This window comes from Pseudoalteromonas sp. J010 (assembly GCF_003934235.1).
Taxonomy (GTDB): domain Bacteria; phylum Pseudomonadota; class Gammaproteobacteria; order Enterobacterales; family Alteromonadaceae; genus Pseudoalteromonas; species Pseudoalteromonas peptidolytica.
The window spans coordinates 1-15,222 of the sequence record NZ_RDBW01000025.1 but is presented as its reverse complement, the minus strand read 5'-3'; the positions used below and the strand labels follow the sequence as shown (position 1 = coordinate 15,222).

The 15,222-nt window shown below is 39.8% G+C and carries 13 protein-coding genes; 9 read left to right on the top strand and 4 right to left on the bottom strand.

The window, feature by feature from the left end; all coding sequences use genetic code 11:
• The first annotated feature begins 2 nt into the window (after window positions 1-2).
• The 7 genes from bfr (EAG18_RS14140) (at window position 3) to EAG18_RS14105 (ending at window position 9,232) form a co-directional block, all read left to right on the top strand.
• Window positions 3-473, top strand: coding sequence for a bacterioferritin (bfr, locus tag EAG18_RS14140; protein ID WP_125253026.1), 471 nt, complete (start codon window positions 3-5; stop codon window positions 471-473).
• 3 nt (window positions 474-476) lie between these two features.
• Window positions 477-959, top strand: coding sequence for a bacterioferritin (gene bfr / locus EAG18_RS14135; RefSeq protein ID WP_125253025.1), 483 nt, complete (start codon window positions 477-479; stop codon window positions 957-959).
• A gap of 318 nt (window positions 960-1,277) precedes the next feature.
• On the top strand, window positions 1,278-2,507 hold the full coding sequence (locus EAG18_RS14130) for an ABC transporter substrate-binding protein (RefSeq protein ID WP_125253024.1): 1,230 nt from the start codon (window positions 1,278-1,280) through the stop codon (window positions 2,505-2,507).
• On the top strand, window positions 2,504-5,818 hold the full coding sequence (locus EAG18_RS14125) for a hybrid sensor histidine kinase/response regulator (protein ID WP_125253023.1): 3,315 nt from the start codon (window positions 2,504-2,506) through the stop codon (window positions 5,816-5,818). The genes EAG18_RS14130 and EAG18_RS14125 overlap by 4 nt, the downstream gene beginning before the upstream one ends.
• A 232-nt stretch (window positions 5,819-6,050) precedes the next feature.
• A complete protein-coding gene (locus tag EAG18_RS14115) occupies window positions 6,051-8,261 on the top strand; it encodes an exonuclease domain-containing protein (protein WP_343327579.1) in 2,211 nt (736 codons plus the stop codon).
• Entirely contained in the window at window positions 8,261-8,635 is a 375-nt protein-coding gene (locus EAG18_RS14110; RefSeq protein ID WP_125253022.1) for a DUF1294 domain-containing protein, read from the top strand. The genes EAG18_RS14115 and EAG18_RS14110 overlap by 1 nt, the downstream gene beginning before the upstream one ends.
• Window positions 8,636-8,722: 87 nt before the next feature.
• Window positions 8,723-9,232: an Mpo1-like protein gene (locus EAG18_RS14105; protein ID WP_125253021.1), complete on the top strand. Its 510-nt coding sequence runs from the start codon at window positions 8,723-8,725 to the stop codon at window positions 9,230-9,232.
• A 217-nt stretch (window positions 9,233-9,449) separates the two neighbouring features.
• On the opposite strand, the gene EAG18_RS14095 is transcribed toward EAG18_RS14105, so the two are convergent.
• Window positions 9,450-10,406, bottom strand: a complete 957-nt coding sequence (locus tag EAG18_RS14095; protein WP_125253019.1) for an FHA domain-containing protein — start codon at window positions 10,404-10,406, stop codon at window positions 9,450-9,452.
• A gap of 591 nt (window positions 10,407-10,997) precedes the next feature.
• Here EAG18_RS14095 and EAG18_RS14090 point away from each other — a divergent pair.
• A complete protein-coding gene (locus tag EAG18_RS14090; protein ID WP_125253018.1) occupies window positions 10,998-11,585 on the top strand; it encodes a CBS domain-containing protein in 588 nt (195 codons plus the stop codon).
• 120 nt (window positions 11,586-11,705) lie between these two features.
• Here the strand turns inward: EAG18_RS14090 and EAG18_RS14085 are convergent, their stop codons facing one another.
• A complete protein-coding gene (locus tag EAG18_RS14085; protein ID WP_125253017.1) occupies window positions 11,706-12,632 on the bottom strand; it encodes a M14 family metallocarboxypeptidase in 927 nt (308 codons plus the stop codon).
• Between the two features lie 86 nt (window positions 12,633-12,718).
• Window positions 12,719-13,126, bottom strand: coding sequence for a hypothetical protein (locus EAG18_RS14080; protein WP_125253016.1), 408 nt, complete (start codon window positions 13,124-13,126; stop codon window positions 12,719-12,721).
• A gap of 319 nt (window positions 13,127-13,445) precedes the next feature.
• Here EAG18_RS14080 and EAG18_RS14075 point away from each other — a divergent pair, with 319 nt between their 5' ends.
• Complete coding sequence (locus tag EAG18_RS14075) at window positions 13,446-13,838, top strand: hypothetical protein (protein ID WP_125253015.1); 393 nt, start codon at window positions 13,446-13,448, stop codon at window positions 13,836-13,838.
• Window positions 13,839-13,918: 80 nt separating this feature from the next.
• Here the strand turns inward: EAG18_RS14075 and EAG18_RS14070 are convergent, their stop codons facing one another.
• Entirely contained in the window at window positions 13,919-14,959 is a 1,041-nt protein-coding gene (locus EAG18_RS14070; RefSeq protein WP_125253014.1) for an IS481 family transposase, read from the bottom strand.
• Window positions 14,960-15,222: the final 263 nt, after the last annotated feature.

Sequence of the window (15,222 nt, the reverse complement as noted above, 5' to 3'; positions counted from 1 at the left end):
CTATGCAGGGTAACAAACAAGTTTTAACAGCGCTAAATCAAGTGCTGACGCTAGAATTAACGTCGATTAACCAGTTTTTTTTACATGCAAGAATGTACAAAAACTGGGGCTTAGAAGAGCTCAATGAAAAAGCATATAAAAAGTCTATCAAAGATATGAAGCAAGCGGATGATTTGATCGAACGCATTTTGTTCCTTGAAGGGTTACCAAATTTACAGCACCTAGAAAAGCTTCGGATCGGTGAACATTGCGAAGAAATGATGGCTTGCGATTTGGCTTTTGAACTTGACCAGTTGCCAGTGCTGCGTGAAGCCATCGCGCTTTGTGAAAATGAGCAAGATTATGTTAGTAGGGAGCTACTTGAGGCAATTCTTGAATATGAAGAGGACTATGTTGATTGGCTCGAGACACAACATTTCTTAATTAAAAATACTGGCATCGAAAACTATCTGCAGTCGCAGATTGAGGGGTAAGTTATGCAAGGTAATTTAACTATCATTGACTTGCTAAACAAGCAGCTAACATTAGAGCTTTCTTCGATGGATCAGTATCTTGCCCATTCAAAAATGTATGAGGATTGGGGACTGGATAAGTTACACCAAAAGTTAGCTCATGAATACGAGGAAGAGTTGGATCACGCAAAGCGTATTACTGAAAGAATTTTATTTCTTGAAGGGACGCCAGATACTGCATCTCGAGCTCCTATTCATATTGGAAGTGACGTCAAAGAGATGTTAGAGAATGACCTCGCCGCTGAGGTTTTGGTCAAAGAACATCTCAAAAAAGTTATCGCGGTATGTGAGCAAGAGCAAGATTATGTTACTAGAGTAATGCTAGAAAGTCTCTTAGATGACACCGAAATGGATCATATATATTGGCTTGAACAGCACATTAATTTGATAAAACTTATCGGCTTACCCAATTACATTCAGAGCCAGTTATCTAAAAGTTCTGAATGATCCCAGCCACCGCATCAAAAATTTGATGCGGTTTTCTGCCTTGGAGCTAAGGCTAATCGTAGTTTTTTAGCGTTTACTGCGTTGAATTGGGCTTGATAAGAAGATGATCTAATTATGACTTTCAACGCAAAGAGTGAGCTCCCCTCTATTGTTCAACTCAGGTTACTCACAAAATTACCATATCACGACTCCGCTGCTGTACAGCACGTCAATAGTCATTATGTGAGAGTATATTTTATCACTATGATTATAATAAAAATAAGCAATCAGAATGATTTGAACTAAGATTTAAATATGTATTAGGTAAGAAGCGCTTTGATGAAGATATTAATCCTGTTTTTTTACTTTGTAAGCTCAATGTGTATTGCTGCTAATGGTGAAAAAGTGCTGCGCATTTATCATGATGCTGATTACTCTAACCTCAGTGAGTCAGCACAAGCGATAAGGATGGGCTTTTTAACCGCGCTTGATGCCGTTGATTATCAAATTCAGGGCTATCGCATCGAGCTGTTCGAGAAAGATCATCGAGGAAATAGCAACAGAAGTCTTTTGCATTTTAAGCAGTTTTTAAAAGATAAACAGGCATTGCTTATGCTGGGGGGAGTGCATTCTCCTCCTTATATTAAATTCAGAGACTTCATTAACCAAAACGAAGTACTATTATTGGTTCCCTGGGCTGCGGGAGGGCCTATTACACGCTATCCCAGTGAACAAAATTGGGTTTTCAGGTTGTCAGTCGATGACACAAAAGCAGGAAAAGTTCTGATTAACTATGCCAAGGATAACAATTGTACAGCCCCGCATTTGTTGCTAGAAGACACCGCTTGGGGTCGCTCCAATTACGATACGCTTCTGGAAGAGTTTAAAAGACGCAAGCCTAACAATGCGTTGCCTGTTTCATGGTTTAATTGGTCAACCAAAGAAAATGAAGCGCGCATCATCATCAGAAATATTATTGAAAGTGATCCGCAATGTGTAATTTTTGTAGGTAATGCGATAGAGGGGGGCGAGTTTGTTAAAGCGATGGCCAGTATCGATAAAGCATTAAGGCTGCCTATCGTAAGTCATTGGGGGATCACCGCGGGGAGCTTTTTTGATATCGCGGGAGAGTTGCTTGCCTCTGATGTATCTCTAGCGGTATTACAAAGCTGTTTTTCTTTTGAAAACAAACCTCTCACAACTTATGCTAAGCAGGTATTTAATCGTGCAAGCGCTCTTTTTCCAAAAGCCTTTGCTCAAGATGGATATGTAAAAGCAACGCCTGGCTTTGCTCATGGCTATGATCTTGGCAAACTATTGATAGCAGCTGCTAAGCAAGTCACCCTAACGGATTCTATGGCTGATAACCGCAAGCAGCTGAAACGGGCATTTGAAAGTCTAGATATACCTGTACAAGGTTTGGTTAAATCTTATCGGCAACCATTTACTCGTTGGAGTGAACAAAACGATTCGGCACACGAAGCGCTGACGGAAAATGATCTTTGCATGGGCCAATATCAGAGCGATGGTAGTATCAAATTGCTCCTAAGCGATCTGGAGCTGCATTGAATAGTAGTAAATTTGCTTTAACGAGCAACCGAGCATTCTATGCTTTTTTGAGTCTGACTGTACTGGTGTCACTCTTGCTAAGTGCGTCATTCATGAGCTTACGGGCAAACGTAATAGTCGARGACCTTGTTCGAGAGACTAATGAAACACAAGCTCACTTGGCGGTAAATAATCTTACGCAATATCTAGAGAGTCGAAAGCAGGTATTAACAGATCTGTCGTCAAATCCAATTATCGTTAACGGCGCAATGGGCACTGGATTATCCGGAGCTAAGCTGCAAGACTTTTTACGTAATTTCCAAATTATTGGTAAAGAAGAAAAATTAATGGTGATTAATGTATTGGGAGAAGTTGTATACGCCAATTTTAATTATCATGAGGTGCTAGATCAACAACCTCAATGGCTCGAAAAAATCATCAACGCAGATATCGGAAGCGCAATTGATTTGACCGCCGTCCAAAATCAACACTACTTTACTATTGCTGTGCCCATCTACTACAACGGATTTGCTGAAGGGGCGCTGATTGGAGAGTTTTCAACAAGTCTTGAAACCTTGTTATCAGTGTCAATGGATAATGAGTTTCATAGCATTTCATTGCAAGGTCGTTGGGTTGACTTTTCTGATGTAAAAAATCTCGATGATTTTTTTAGTATTCGTACTCTGGCAATCGGAAGTACGGGGCTTCAGCTTGATTATAGGTTAAGCAAGCAACTTGTCACAAACGAAGTGAAAGGGTTTGTCTGGGATCTTATAGGCGCTATTGCGTTTGGCCTGCTTTTGGCATTCGCTTTGCTATTTATTTTTGGTAAGCAGTTGCTACTCAATCCATTTAAAAAACTCGAAGAATCAAAACAAACACTACAACGAAGTGAAGAAAGGTTTAAGCTCGCGATTATAGGAAGTGATGATGGACTTTGGGATTGGGACTTAGAACGTGAACTTGTATTTTACTCAGATAGATTTAAATCTTTGCTGGGGTTTTCGGTGGATACGCAAGGGTTATTCCGAGCACACATCTCAAGCTTGTTTGACCGCGTACATCCAGAAGACCTAGTTAACCTTGAGAATTCGATTAAATATCACATGACAGAAGAGGAGCCTTTTGGCGTAGAGTGCCGCATCAAAACGAGACAAAATAACTATCGTTACTATTGGCTCAAAGGAGCCGCAGCGTTAAAAAATGGGCATGCAAAACGCATTGTTGGATCTCTTTCTGACATTACCCAACAAAAGCTTCATCAAGAGGCACTAAAAAAAGCAAAAGAGCAGAATGATTTACTAGCACAAGCAATTGAGTGTGCAAACGTTGGGATAACGATAGCAGATGCCAGCAAGTCTGAATTACCCATCGTGTTTATCAACGAAACATTTAAACAGATCACGGGATATGGTGACGAGGTGTTGGGGGAAAACTGTCGCTTTCTTCAAGGTAAAAATACGCAACAAGATGCGGTTAGAAAGATAAGGAACGCTATCCAAAAACGAGAACTTATAAAAGTAGATTTGATTAACTACACTAAATCGGGTYAGCAGTTTTGGAATAGTCTTCAGATTTCACCGGTATTTAATGACCAAAAGCAATTAACCGCGTTCGTAGGTATTCAACAAAATATTTCCGCAGCGGTTGCAGCAAAGAAAGAGCTAGAGCAAGCGAAGCTGCAAGCGGAACAAGCAGCACAAGCCAAGAGCGAATTCTTAGCGTCGATGAGCCACGAGATCAGAACGCCAATGAATGGGGTGATCGGTATGCTCAGCCTTTTGGAGGATGAAGCCTTAACCGATGCGCAATTACACAAAGTTGGCTTAGCTATGGGTAGTGCTAAGTCGTTGTTAAATCTTATCAATGATATTTTAGATTTTTCTAAAATTGAAGCTGGGAAGCTAGATCTTGAGTGGTTAGACTTTGACGTCAGAGCACTGCTTGGAGAGTTAGTTGAGTCCGTAGCCTTACAAGCACAGAAGAAGGGACTAGAGTTAATTCTAGACACAACCTCCTTAGAGAAGCCCTTGGTAAAAGGAGATCCAAGCCGGTTGAGACAAATTATCACTAATTTGGTAAGCAACGCCATTAAGTTTACTGAAAAAGGCGAAATTGTAATTCGAGCTTGGTTTTCAGAAATAGAATCACAACTTGTTTTTCATTGTGCGGTGGAGGATACCGGAATAGGGATCCCATCAGATAAAGTAGACAGACTTTTTACAAAGTTCTCTCAGGTGGACGCATCTACAACTAGAAAATATGGTGGAACAGGGCTTGGGTTGGCCATTGTTAAACAGTTATGTGAATTAATGGGCGGGGATATCGAAATTGATAGCACATACAAGCCTGGAAGCCGTTTTGTTTTTTTTGTGAGACTCACTCCCAGCGATAATACGCTCTTTGAGGCTCCTTTAGTTAATCTAGAAGGCGTTAAAATATTGCTAGTAGATGATAACTTGTCGACTCTAGAGGCACTTGAATCTCAACTAAAACATTGGGGCGCGAATGTTTACAAGGCAAGCTCTGGAATACAAGCATTATCACTATGCGAAGCTGAATATCAAAAAGATAGGCATGCTTTTGATATAGCGTTACTTGATATGACGCTAAGAGGAATGTCTGGTGAACAGTTAGGTGCAGCACTAAAGGCTGATAAGCGCTTCCAAGCCATAAAACTTATTATGATGACGCAAATGGGTGCGAAAGGTGATGGTCAGTTTTATGCTGGGCAGGGGTATTCTGGTTATTTTCCGAAACCCGCCACAACAAAAGATTTATTTGATGCGTTAACGATAGTCGCCGAAGATGGGGAAGCTTTGGCGAACGCGAGACCTCTGGTTACTAGTCATTATCTAAAACTTGTGAGGCAAGGACAAGAATTAAAGGTCGAGTGGCCAACGCCATGTCGGCTCCTCCTTGTTGAAGATAACAAAGTTAATCAAGTAGTTGCTTTGAGTATGTTAAAAAAACTCGGAATAGAGCATATCACAGTGGCGGAAAATGGCTTGTTGGCTATTGAACATTTGAAAAGTCACCAAAAGCAATGTCAATTTGAGTTAGTTTTAATGGATTGTCAAATGCCAGAAATGGATGGCTACAGAGCAACTGAGTTGATCCGTGAAGGAGAAGCGGGAGATATTTACAGGGACATTAAAGTGATAGCGATGACCGCGAACGCAATGTCGGGAGACCGAGAAAAGTGCCTAAACTCTGGAATGAATGACTACCTTAGTAAGCCAATCTCTGAGGAGTCACTCAGTGCAAAGCTGCAATATTGGCTGTATGGTAACGCGAGTGTGGCCAATGATGATAGTGGGGGGGGAGCATAAAACAGAGGCACACTTTATACCAATTTGACTTAATACTTGCTCAATTTTAAGGAGTAACTCTGACGCTAACAGTGTTAAAAATTTCTTATTTAGAACAATTAAATAGCAAAATTTTTCCTTGCCTATATGGATGTAGGTACCTTAGCGAAAGCAGGACGCGGTAGCGGAGTTATCGACAAGGTTTTCTCGCCTCAAAATAGACCACTTAATTAAGAAAATTGGTATTACAATCTTGGCAGTCTTACTGTTTCATGTTACTTTTACTGTATATATAAACAGTTTTCACCGCCTTTTGAGAAAAGAACTTCCCAACAAATACTACCTAAGTCATTTTAATGAGTTATTAGGTTATTTACAGTCAACTTGCCAATCTTTGTTGAGCGATAAACAGCACTCGCTATTACAACAATTACAGCGATTACCAGAAAATGAATTATGCTTGTTGGTTCGCTTTATGTCGCGCAAAACTCCTTTTATCGATATTCGTGAGTTGAACTATAAAGAAATAGCTGACATTGAGACTGTTTCGATCAATCTACGAAAGATGGGGTTGCTTCGACCTGCAGATAGAGAAGAAATAAAAACGCTGCTGTCGTGCCAAACAAAACCGCAGTTGATACTGCTAGCCGAGGTAATGCAGCTTGAAGGGCAGCCAGCAAAATCTGCTAAGAAAGCAACTTGGATTGACCATTTGCTATGTGCTGCGGAACCTCAGAAGCTTATTCAGCAATCAAGTTTAGCAGCCTTCCTAACTCTTTCATTTTTGCATGATGTTGATTATTTTCTATTTTTATACTTTGGTAAGTTAGGTTATAGCTTGGGACATTTTTCGATGCGAGACCTAGGCGTAATGCAGACTCGTACGGATACTCAGGTGTATCATGCTCATTTTGAACATCGCAGTGAAGCCACGAGTGCTTTTTATTATGCAGCTGAGCGTCGTACATTGGAAGATAAGACACCAGAAGAGTTAATCCAACAAAGCCAAAGAATAGCTTCACACCAAGTACCAGAAGTGATTGGCTCATACGCAGAAGCTGAATTTTCTAAATATGTTTTGTTACTGGCTCAAAAGCTTGGTGTAGAAAGCCCTATTTATGCTGAGCTATTAGAGGTAAGTGGACACCCCAAAGCAGAAGAAGTTCTGATCCGGTTTTTGTATAAATCTGGTAATGAAGAACTTGCGCGACAGAGATTGGAAAAGGTCATTGAAGGTCAACATGATGAAACGTTGATGATATTTGCTGAGGACTTCTACGAGCGAAAGTTTAATAAAAAGCGCACCTCTATTTTAACCGACATGCTCAGATCGAGCCCGCCACCGATTTCGATTGAAGAGGCATATAAAGGGCAAACTGAAGCAGGAGTTATCGCGTATTACAAACGTCAAGGGATAAATGCGTATCATGTGGAAAATAAGTTGTGGCTCTCTTTGTTTGGACTAACGTTTTGGCAGGAGTTATACCATCACCCCAAGAGTATAATGGCGAATGAATTTTCAAAAACGCCCTCGATATTAAAAGAAAACCGTTTTTATGAAGTGCTTGAAGCCGAGATCGATGAGCGGCTTGCTAAGCTGAGCGACGCTCAAGTCTGGCGGATGTGGCTGCTCAAACAAATGAGTGAGCATTACGCAGAACCTAATCGTTTGTTTCACTGGCATGAAAAGCTACTCGAACCAATTGAATTGTTATTAAAACATATACCGGTTAGTAGCTTAAAAAAAGTCCTTAAAATGATGTGTAAAAACTTTAATTCGATGCGCTCTGGCTTCCCTGATTTAATGGTGATCGATCAACAATCACGCATGCGGTTTGAGGAAATTAAGGCTCCGGGTGACAGTTTGAGTCGTAGCCAGCTGGTGAATATCTCCAAGTTATTAAACTGTGGCATACCAACAGCAATCAAAACAGTGAAATGGCAAATCACGCCAGATCAACCCTATGTGGTTGTCGATGTTGAGACGACTGGCGGAAATAAAGATTTTGATCGAATTACAGAGATAGCATTAGTTAAAGTCATTAATGGCGAGATAGTTGACAAATGGCAGTCACTTATCAATCCGATGAGACGTATTCCTCAAAGAATTACGGAGTTAACAGGTATTACACAGTCGATGGTAACTGAGTCTCCGAGGTTCGCTGAAGTGATTGATAAGGTAGATCAATTTTGTTTGGGTGCTATTTTTGTCGCGCACAATGTTAACTTTGATTATGGTTTTGTAAAACACGAGTTTTTGCGCGCGAATGTTGATTTCTACCGCGCTAAGCTTTGCACTGTAACACTTGCGAGGCAACTAATACCTGGTTTACATTCATACGCACTTGCCCCATTATCAAAGTCATTAGGTGTAAGCCTAAAAGACCACCATAGAGCGATGGCTGACGCTTTAGCGGCCGCAGAAATTTTTATACATATCAATCAGCTTAGGTTAGCACGATAATGTCGATAACTCGGCTGGTACACCATCAATTGGCATTATTTTGGGGAATAGCGGTATGGCTTGGGGCTTTATGTGTCAGTCAGCTTCCTTGGCATGTAATTTTCACGATAGCAATACTTGTGTTTAATAACCTTTGTATTTTCATTTTATTCTGGTGGGACAAGCGTTCTTCAACACTCGCACATTCTCGTGTAGCAGAGAAAAATCTACTGTTGGCAGGGTTACTAGGTTTAAATATCGCAACACCTATAGCCATGTTTGTTCTCAAACATAAAACGATTAAACCAAGCTTCAATTTTAAACTGCTAGCGGTACTGTTTTTTCAATCTTTGGTCTTTGGAGTGTTATTCGTTAATCTATTTATCTTGCGCTAAATAGCGGTTTTTAGCATTTTGTATTGAAAATTTTTAGTATATGGCTAATTATCAATACACTGAATAGGTGTTAAATAGAGAATAATAATGAGTAAACTTGAAATACTTTTGAGTCAGTATGGTAAGTACCATCGCAGTAGAAAGAATATATTAACCCATTTTTTTGGTATACCCTTAATTGTGCTTGCCATTGTCGGCCTCACTTTTGTACCGTTATGGCAAGTTTCAGGGATCACCATCACACTTTCTGCGCTTCTTGGCGTAATGCTGTGCCTATACTACCTTTTTCTATCCCCTTTATTTGCGCTAATGATGAGTATTGTTATTGCTGGATTTTACTACACCGTATTTATCGTCAATCCAATGCTTATCGAAGCTGAGATAGCAACAACATTGTTTTGGGCCGGTATGTTCTTTGTTGGATGGGTTTTACAGTTTATTGGTCATTACTTTGAAGGAAAGAAGCCTGCATTTGTTGATGATCTGATTGGCTTAGCGATAGGGCCATTGTTTGTGTTGGTTGAATTTTTGTTTTTACTTGGTCTATTCAAAGAATTGGAAAATACCATTATTAACAATGCGGGCGAGTACAAGTAAATGAGCTTATACCAATTTGCTTAATTAGGTGGTCTATTTTGAGGCGAGAAAATCTTGTTGATAACCCCGCTACCGCGTCCTGCTATCACCAAGGTACCCACCTCTGTGTGGGTAAGGCAAAAACTTTGCTATTTAGTTGTTCTAAATAAGAAATTTTTAACGCTGTTAGCGTCAGATTTACTCCTTAAAATTGAGCAAGTATTAAGTCAAATTGGTATTATATCGTCATCCGAGTTTCTAGCTTAGAGCCTTTTATTATGGTGATATCTTGGCAATTTAGCCTAACGCGACCACAGCGTGTTTCTAGTAAAAATGAGGCTTCAGGATAGTCATCACCGCCTGAATCAACAAACTGCTTTCGAGCACGATGCACCATGATATTCATATGATTAGTCTGAACGCCTAATGCTTTGGCTAAATCATCGCGATACATCCAGCCTTGAACATCCGATTCTAGACCTGCATCTTTGTCTTGAATTCTAGCTCTAGCGAGCAATAACAACAAGTAGTGATGACTTCTTACACCCAGATCTAGATGTTTGTGGTCTATGTTTAAGGATAACTGTGTGTCTTCCTCATCTTGACTAACATTAAACTCAAGTGCCATGGGCTTAGCTGCTTTTTGGCACTCCAAATGTTTGGTCACTGCAATGGTCGTAGCGGAAAAAAACATCCACTGATCATTCATTAACGAAATAATACTACCATCGATAAGCGCTTGACGATCTGATGTGTTTAAATCTTCTAAGAACCAATAACTGAGTAATTTATCATAGTAAATGATATGTTTTGGCTCATCTTCACTTGGAAGAAGTAACTGATTAGTGACTTCTATCACTTTTTGGTTGTTAGACTGAGAGACTAAGTATTGGCATTCGGTTTGTAAATTTGCTGCCACAAAAGAGTTTTGACCCGGCGCTGCAAAGTCAATTTTGTCATTTTCAAAGAGTTGATAGGGTAAATTTTTATCAAGCTTTTTATCATTGATCCAAATACCGTTGGTGCTCACATCTCTGATAAACCATTTGTTCTCATTGAGTTCAATAATGGCATGGTGTCGTGAAACTCCAGGCTTGTCTATCAGAGTATCTACACTGTATTTATAGCGACCGATAGTGTGGTAGCTTTTAAGATAGACTCTTTCGAGTTTCTGTTCGTCGATTAAATAAGCCATAGTTAGTTCCGTATAACTTTGATGAAAATTTCATGCTTGTCGCATTTTACCATATTTAACTCAGCAGAGACTGCATTTGGGTTATAAGAGGTATAAGTGCCGAGCAGCATACAATCTTATTCCCTTCTACTCAATAATAAAGACCCACGAGGTGGGTCTCGTTGAGGGAAGATTTAACCAGTACTTTAATACTGGACTGGCCCAACTTGGAATAACAGTTGTTTTAGTTTGATGCGAAACCCAATAGGTCAGGCCGTTTGTCTGTAGGGTGATAAATCCTAGTCAACACTAACAGTCTAAGAGGTTTATGAAAATTAAGCCATTACACAGCATTACACTTAAGTTACTGCCTTGTTGGGCATATCAGCTTGAATTAATTTCTGACATAAACCATAGTTAATGAAGAGACCAACATAAAAGCAGTTGCACAAATTTTGTAATGTTTGTAGAGCGATAGGTATCAATACCTCCCCCAAACCTAATGAGATCTAACTTCGGTTTTAGCGTCGGCTCTTCCTTTTTTATTATCACGTTTTTGAATGATGACATACGTACTAATCGTAGCGTCTCCAGACATGCTAGGAGTATATCATGGGCCAATACAAAGCGCTGAAAACAATAAAATTACAAGGAGAGTTTCCACTCTGTGATCATTTTGATTCAGAGCCACTAAGTTTAGACAGCACTGCTCTAAAAGTAGTGACCGACTTTACCCGAAGGCAACCGCAAGTAATATCAAAAGATGTGGATATAGATCATGCGTTATACATGATGAAAAACGGCCACGTACGTTCAAAGTTGGTTGTTGATGATGACGATAACTTTCTTGGTGTGGTTAATTGCCGTGATCTTTCAGGGCGTAAAGTATTGAGCGTAGCACAAAGGAAGCAAATACCAAGAGAAGAAGTTTGCGTCGAGGATGTGATGACAACAAAGGATGATCTTCATGCTGTTTCTTATGATGTTGTGGCTAAAAGTACAATCGGTGACGTGCTAGAGACGCTACAACAGTTAGGTTTACAGCACGTGCTGTTGTCAGGAGCTGATGGGTTGAGAGGTATGATTTCTGCCAGCGACATCGCAAGAGCACTCCATATACCTGTTAGTATTTTACAAAAACCAACCTCATTTAAAGAAATTTTCGATGTGATCAGTGGACGTGAAGATTTTACTAATTAAGCAAAAATATAGATGATTAGTGAGGAAACTCATTAATCATCCAAAGGCTAGGTTTGCAGGCTTTTCGTTTTACAAAAGCGAGTTAGGTAATTAGGTACTGCAAAAAGCCCCAGCAAAAGCTTAATATGAGGGTTGGGAGTTGCTTTGTAAGAATTTTAGCGCCCCACAAATTGCGGCTACTTGACCGATTATGCAGCTTTCTGGCGTCGCATTTTTACCATCTGGGTACACTTCGGTTGTCGTGACGTAAGGTGCATTTGTCATCCCCATACATAACCCCAGTGCTGTCCCATCATAATTTATGACACCAAATTGCTCTATTGGTACACCAATCAACTGGTTGTTAATATCTGAAGGGGCTATTTGGGTGATTGCTTTGACCTCTTCGATGACACACTTTTGAAACTCTGCCGCTGGTTTTTGAGTGTGACCGACTAAATAAAAACCATCAGGAATGTTCCAGTTGTGATTTTCTTTGCCATCTCTTGCTGCTAGAGCTGGTCGAAATTCTGAATTATCAGAGTCCGTTGTTTCATGTAAATCAATATGGCATAAGATGTTATTTGATTTTTGCAGTACAAATTGAGTAGCTAATGCAGACTCTTGTGCTGGACTATTATCATAAAATGAACGATTGGGATCGATAGCGTCAGGATTCCAGCGGTTAATTGTTTCGTAACCCCAAGGACTAAGGCATGGTAGGATAATAAAGTTATATTGTTCCTCATACTTCTTAGCTTGAGTGCTAGCAAAGTCAAGCGCGCCATGTACTCCACTTGTCTCGTATCCGTGTACGCCACCGGTGACCAAAACAGTTGGGTTGTTTTCGTTCCAGTGCGAAGTGGTAAGGGCGTATAAAGTGTAATCTTGGGTTTGGTAATGTAATTGACCATACTCTGTTGTTTCAAAAGCATGTTTTAATTGCTCAATTTGAGAAACTACTTCATCATTATAGGAACGTTTTACGGACTGGCGTTCAAGCCATTGCTGTTTCTCTGTTTTGCTCCAAGGTACACCCGGTGTACCTATCGGATATTGTCTTTGCATGCTAACCTCTTTAAAGTTTGCATCATCATACGCAATAGCTTGTTTGTAACGCAACCCCAACTGCCAGCGTTTGAAACTGTCTTAGATTAGAAGTAGCCAAGTACTTTTAAACTGCGCTGTTGCGCTTGGCTCGGTTTAAACGACCAAAGCCTTAGCGTCCTGTTAGCCATATGGAGCTTGGTATAACTAAACCAAAGTATGCGTTCAACCGAAATTCTTTCTACTTCTTCAGCGGGTATGTAGTATTTTTGACCAAATAGGGTTTGATAAGCTACTCCTTGATTACAAACAATCACTCTGCTTTGACCACTGAAAATAGCCCAAACCCCGACGATAATATAAAAGATGATGGCTGCTGATAGTGCCATTTGTGCAAAAGAAGCCATATAGATGCTGTCAGATATGAGCAACGCATCTAATGCAACTAAGCCGAGGGCAAAAACAGACAGGGAAATAAAAAATGAGAGGTTCATTCCTAGTTTTAACTCTTTCACAATTGTTCCTATTTACTTCTATTAATCAAAGAGCGTGCAAATTATTGCAACAAGATGAATCAATTGTGGAGGCTAGGAACTTTTCTATCTAATTCATTCTTTACTATGATAGGTGCGGTTCTTTTTGGTTAATTAGTATGGTTAACATTCCGAGGAGTTGTAATGTGGTTAATAGTCGCCACATCGTTTGTAATTTAACATGTGATTTTTTAATATGAYAAATACTAAAAGTTAGCATATTGTTTAAGTCTATGTGGGTTACTTTTAGTCTTGAAATACCTATTTTGGTATTTTGCATTAAAAAGGTTAAGGAAGAATTATGAAATTTGAACAACTACTAAATCACTTTGACACTGGTATTTGTGTTGATCAAATGCAAAAAGAGGCGCTTATCGACATCGCAATATTGTTCATTGGAGTAGATGGAGTGATATGCGAAAGCGAGAAACATGTTGTCAGAAAGTGGGCAAAAAGTTTGCAATGGAATTCCGCGATAGATTTGGATAGTTATATAGAGGACAGCTTATCAAAATCTGTCGTTGCGATAAAAAAAAATGATATTGAGGCTTATGTGCAACATCGTATGAATAACATTGTGGATGAGCCGATGAGAAAATTAGCAAAAGATCTCGCTATACGCGTGATTGAAGCTGACGGTAATGTCAAGCAAGCTGAAAAAGAAGCATTAGCCATTCTTGAAGCTGAGCTATGATAGCTTATATGCCATCATTTAAGTGTACTAGCTCAGACTTGATCTGACAGTTACCCGTTTTTCAATCGGTGGCTGTCAGTTTAGATTTGAGCTAAATTTTTCTCAGCCCAAATTGATTTTCCATCAAGCAATGTTTCAAATGGCGTTCTGCCACAGCACATTTTTCCCTGATGAGTTCGCTTATTATTGTAATAAGCCATCCATTCGTCCAGATCTTTTTGAAGCTCGTCAAGTGAGCTGTAAAGCTTTTTACGGAACGTAACCTGATAGAATTCGTTTAGTATCGTTTTATGGAATCGCTCACAGATACCATTGGTTTGAGGCGACATCGCCTTAGTTTTGGTGTGGTCGATATCATTTATTGCTAGATAAAGCTGGTAGTCATGCTGCTCAACCTTACCGCAATATTCGGTGCCTCGGTCAGTTAGAATGCGCAGCATTGGCAGTTCATATTGCTCGAAATAGGGCAAAACCCTATCGTTGAGTATGTCTGCTGCTGTGATTGGTGTTTTAGTCGTATAGAGCTTAGCAAATGCGACTTTACTGTAGGTATCGATAAAGGTTTGCTGATAAATACGGCCAACGCCTTTGAGGTTGCCAACATAAAATGTGTCTTGCGAACCGAGATAACCTGGGTGAGCCGTTTCAATTTCACCACATGCTTCATCATCATTTTTCTTCTTCTCAAGGGCTGCTATTTGACTATCAGTTAAAATAATTCCTTCTTTAGAGACCTTGTCTTCTAGCGCCTTGAGTCGTTTTTTGAAGTTTTCTAAATCATGACGAAGCCATATTGAACGCACACCGCTTCCTGATACGAAGACACCTTGTTTTCTAAGCTCATTACTCGTTCTGTGCTGACCATGAGCTGGATATTCGATAGCATACTGAACAACGGCTTTTTCAGTCTCATCATCAACTCGATTTTTTATATTTGGTGCTCTACGGCTTTTATTTACTAGAGCATCCAAACCACCATCTTCAACTAATTCCTGATAGCGATAAAATGTATCTCGTGAGACGCCCATGACTTTACAGGCTTTAGAAACGTTACCTAATTCCTCCGCTAAATTAAGTAAGCCAGCTTTGTGTTTAATGATTGGATTGTTAGTATGTAACATGAGAGTTACTCCTTAGTTGTTTTGAACAAAGATTCGACACCTTTATCAAAACGGGTAACTCTCAATTTTTCAAATCGAAATGTCAGATCTTGTCTGAACTAATTCAATTTAAGCTGTTAACACCAAGCGATTTTGTCGTACTTTAATTACCACGCGACTTTGTCGTAGTCGCTAATTACCAAGGGAAATTGACGGTTATCTTTAACCGTGTTCTTTGAATGTTTTGTATAAGCATTTGAGGAGCGCTAAGGGTGATTGTTTTG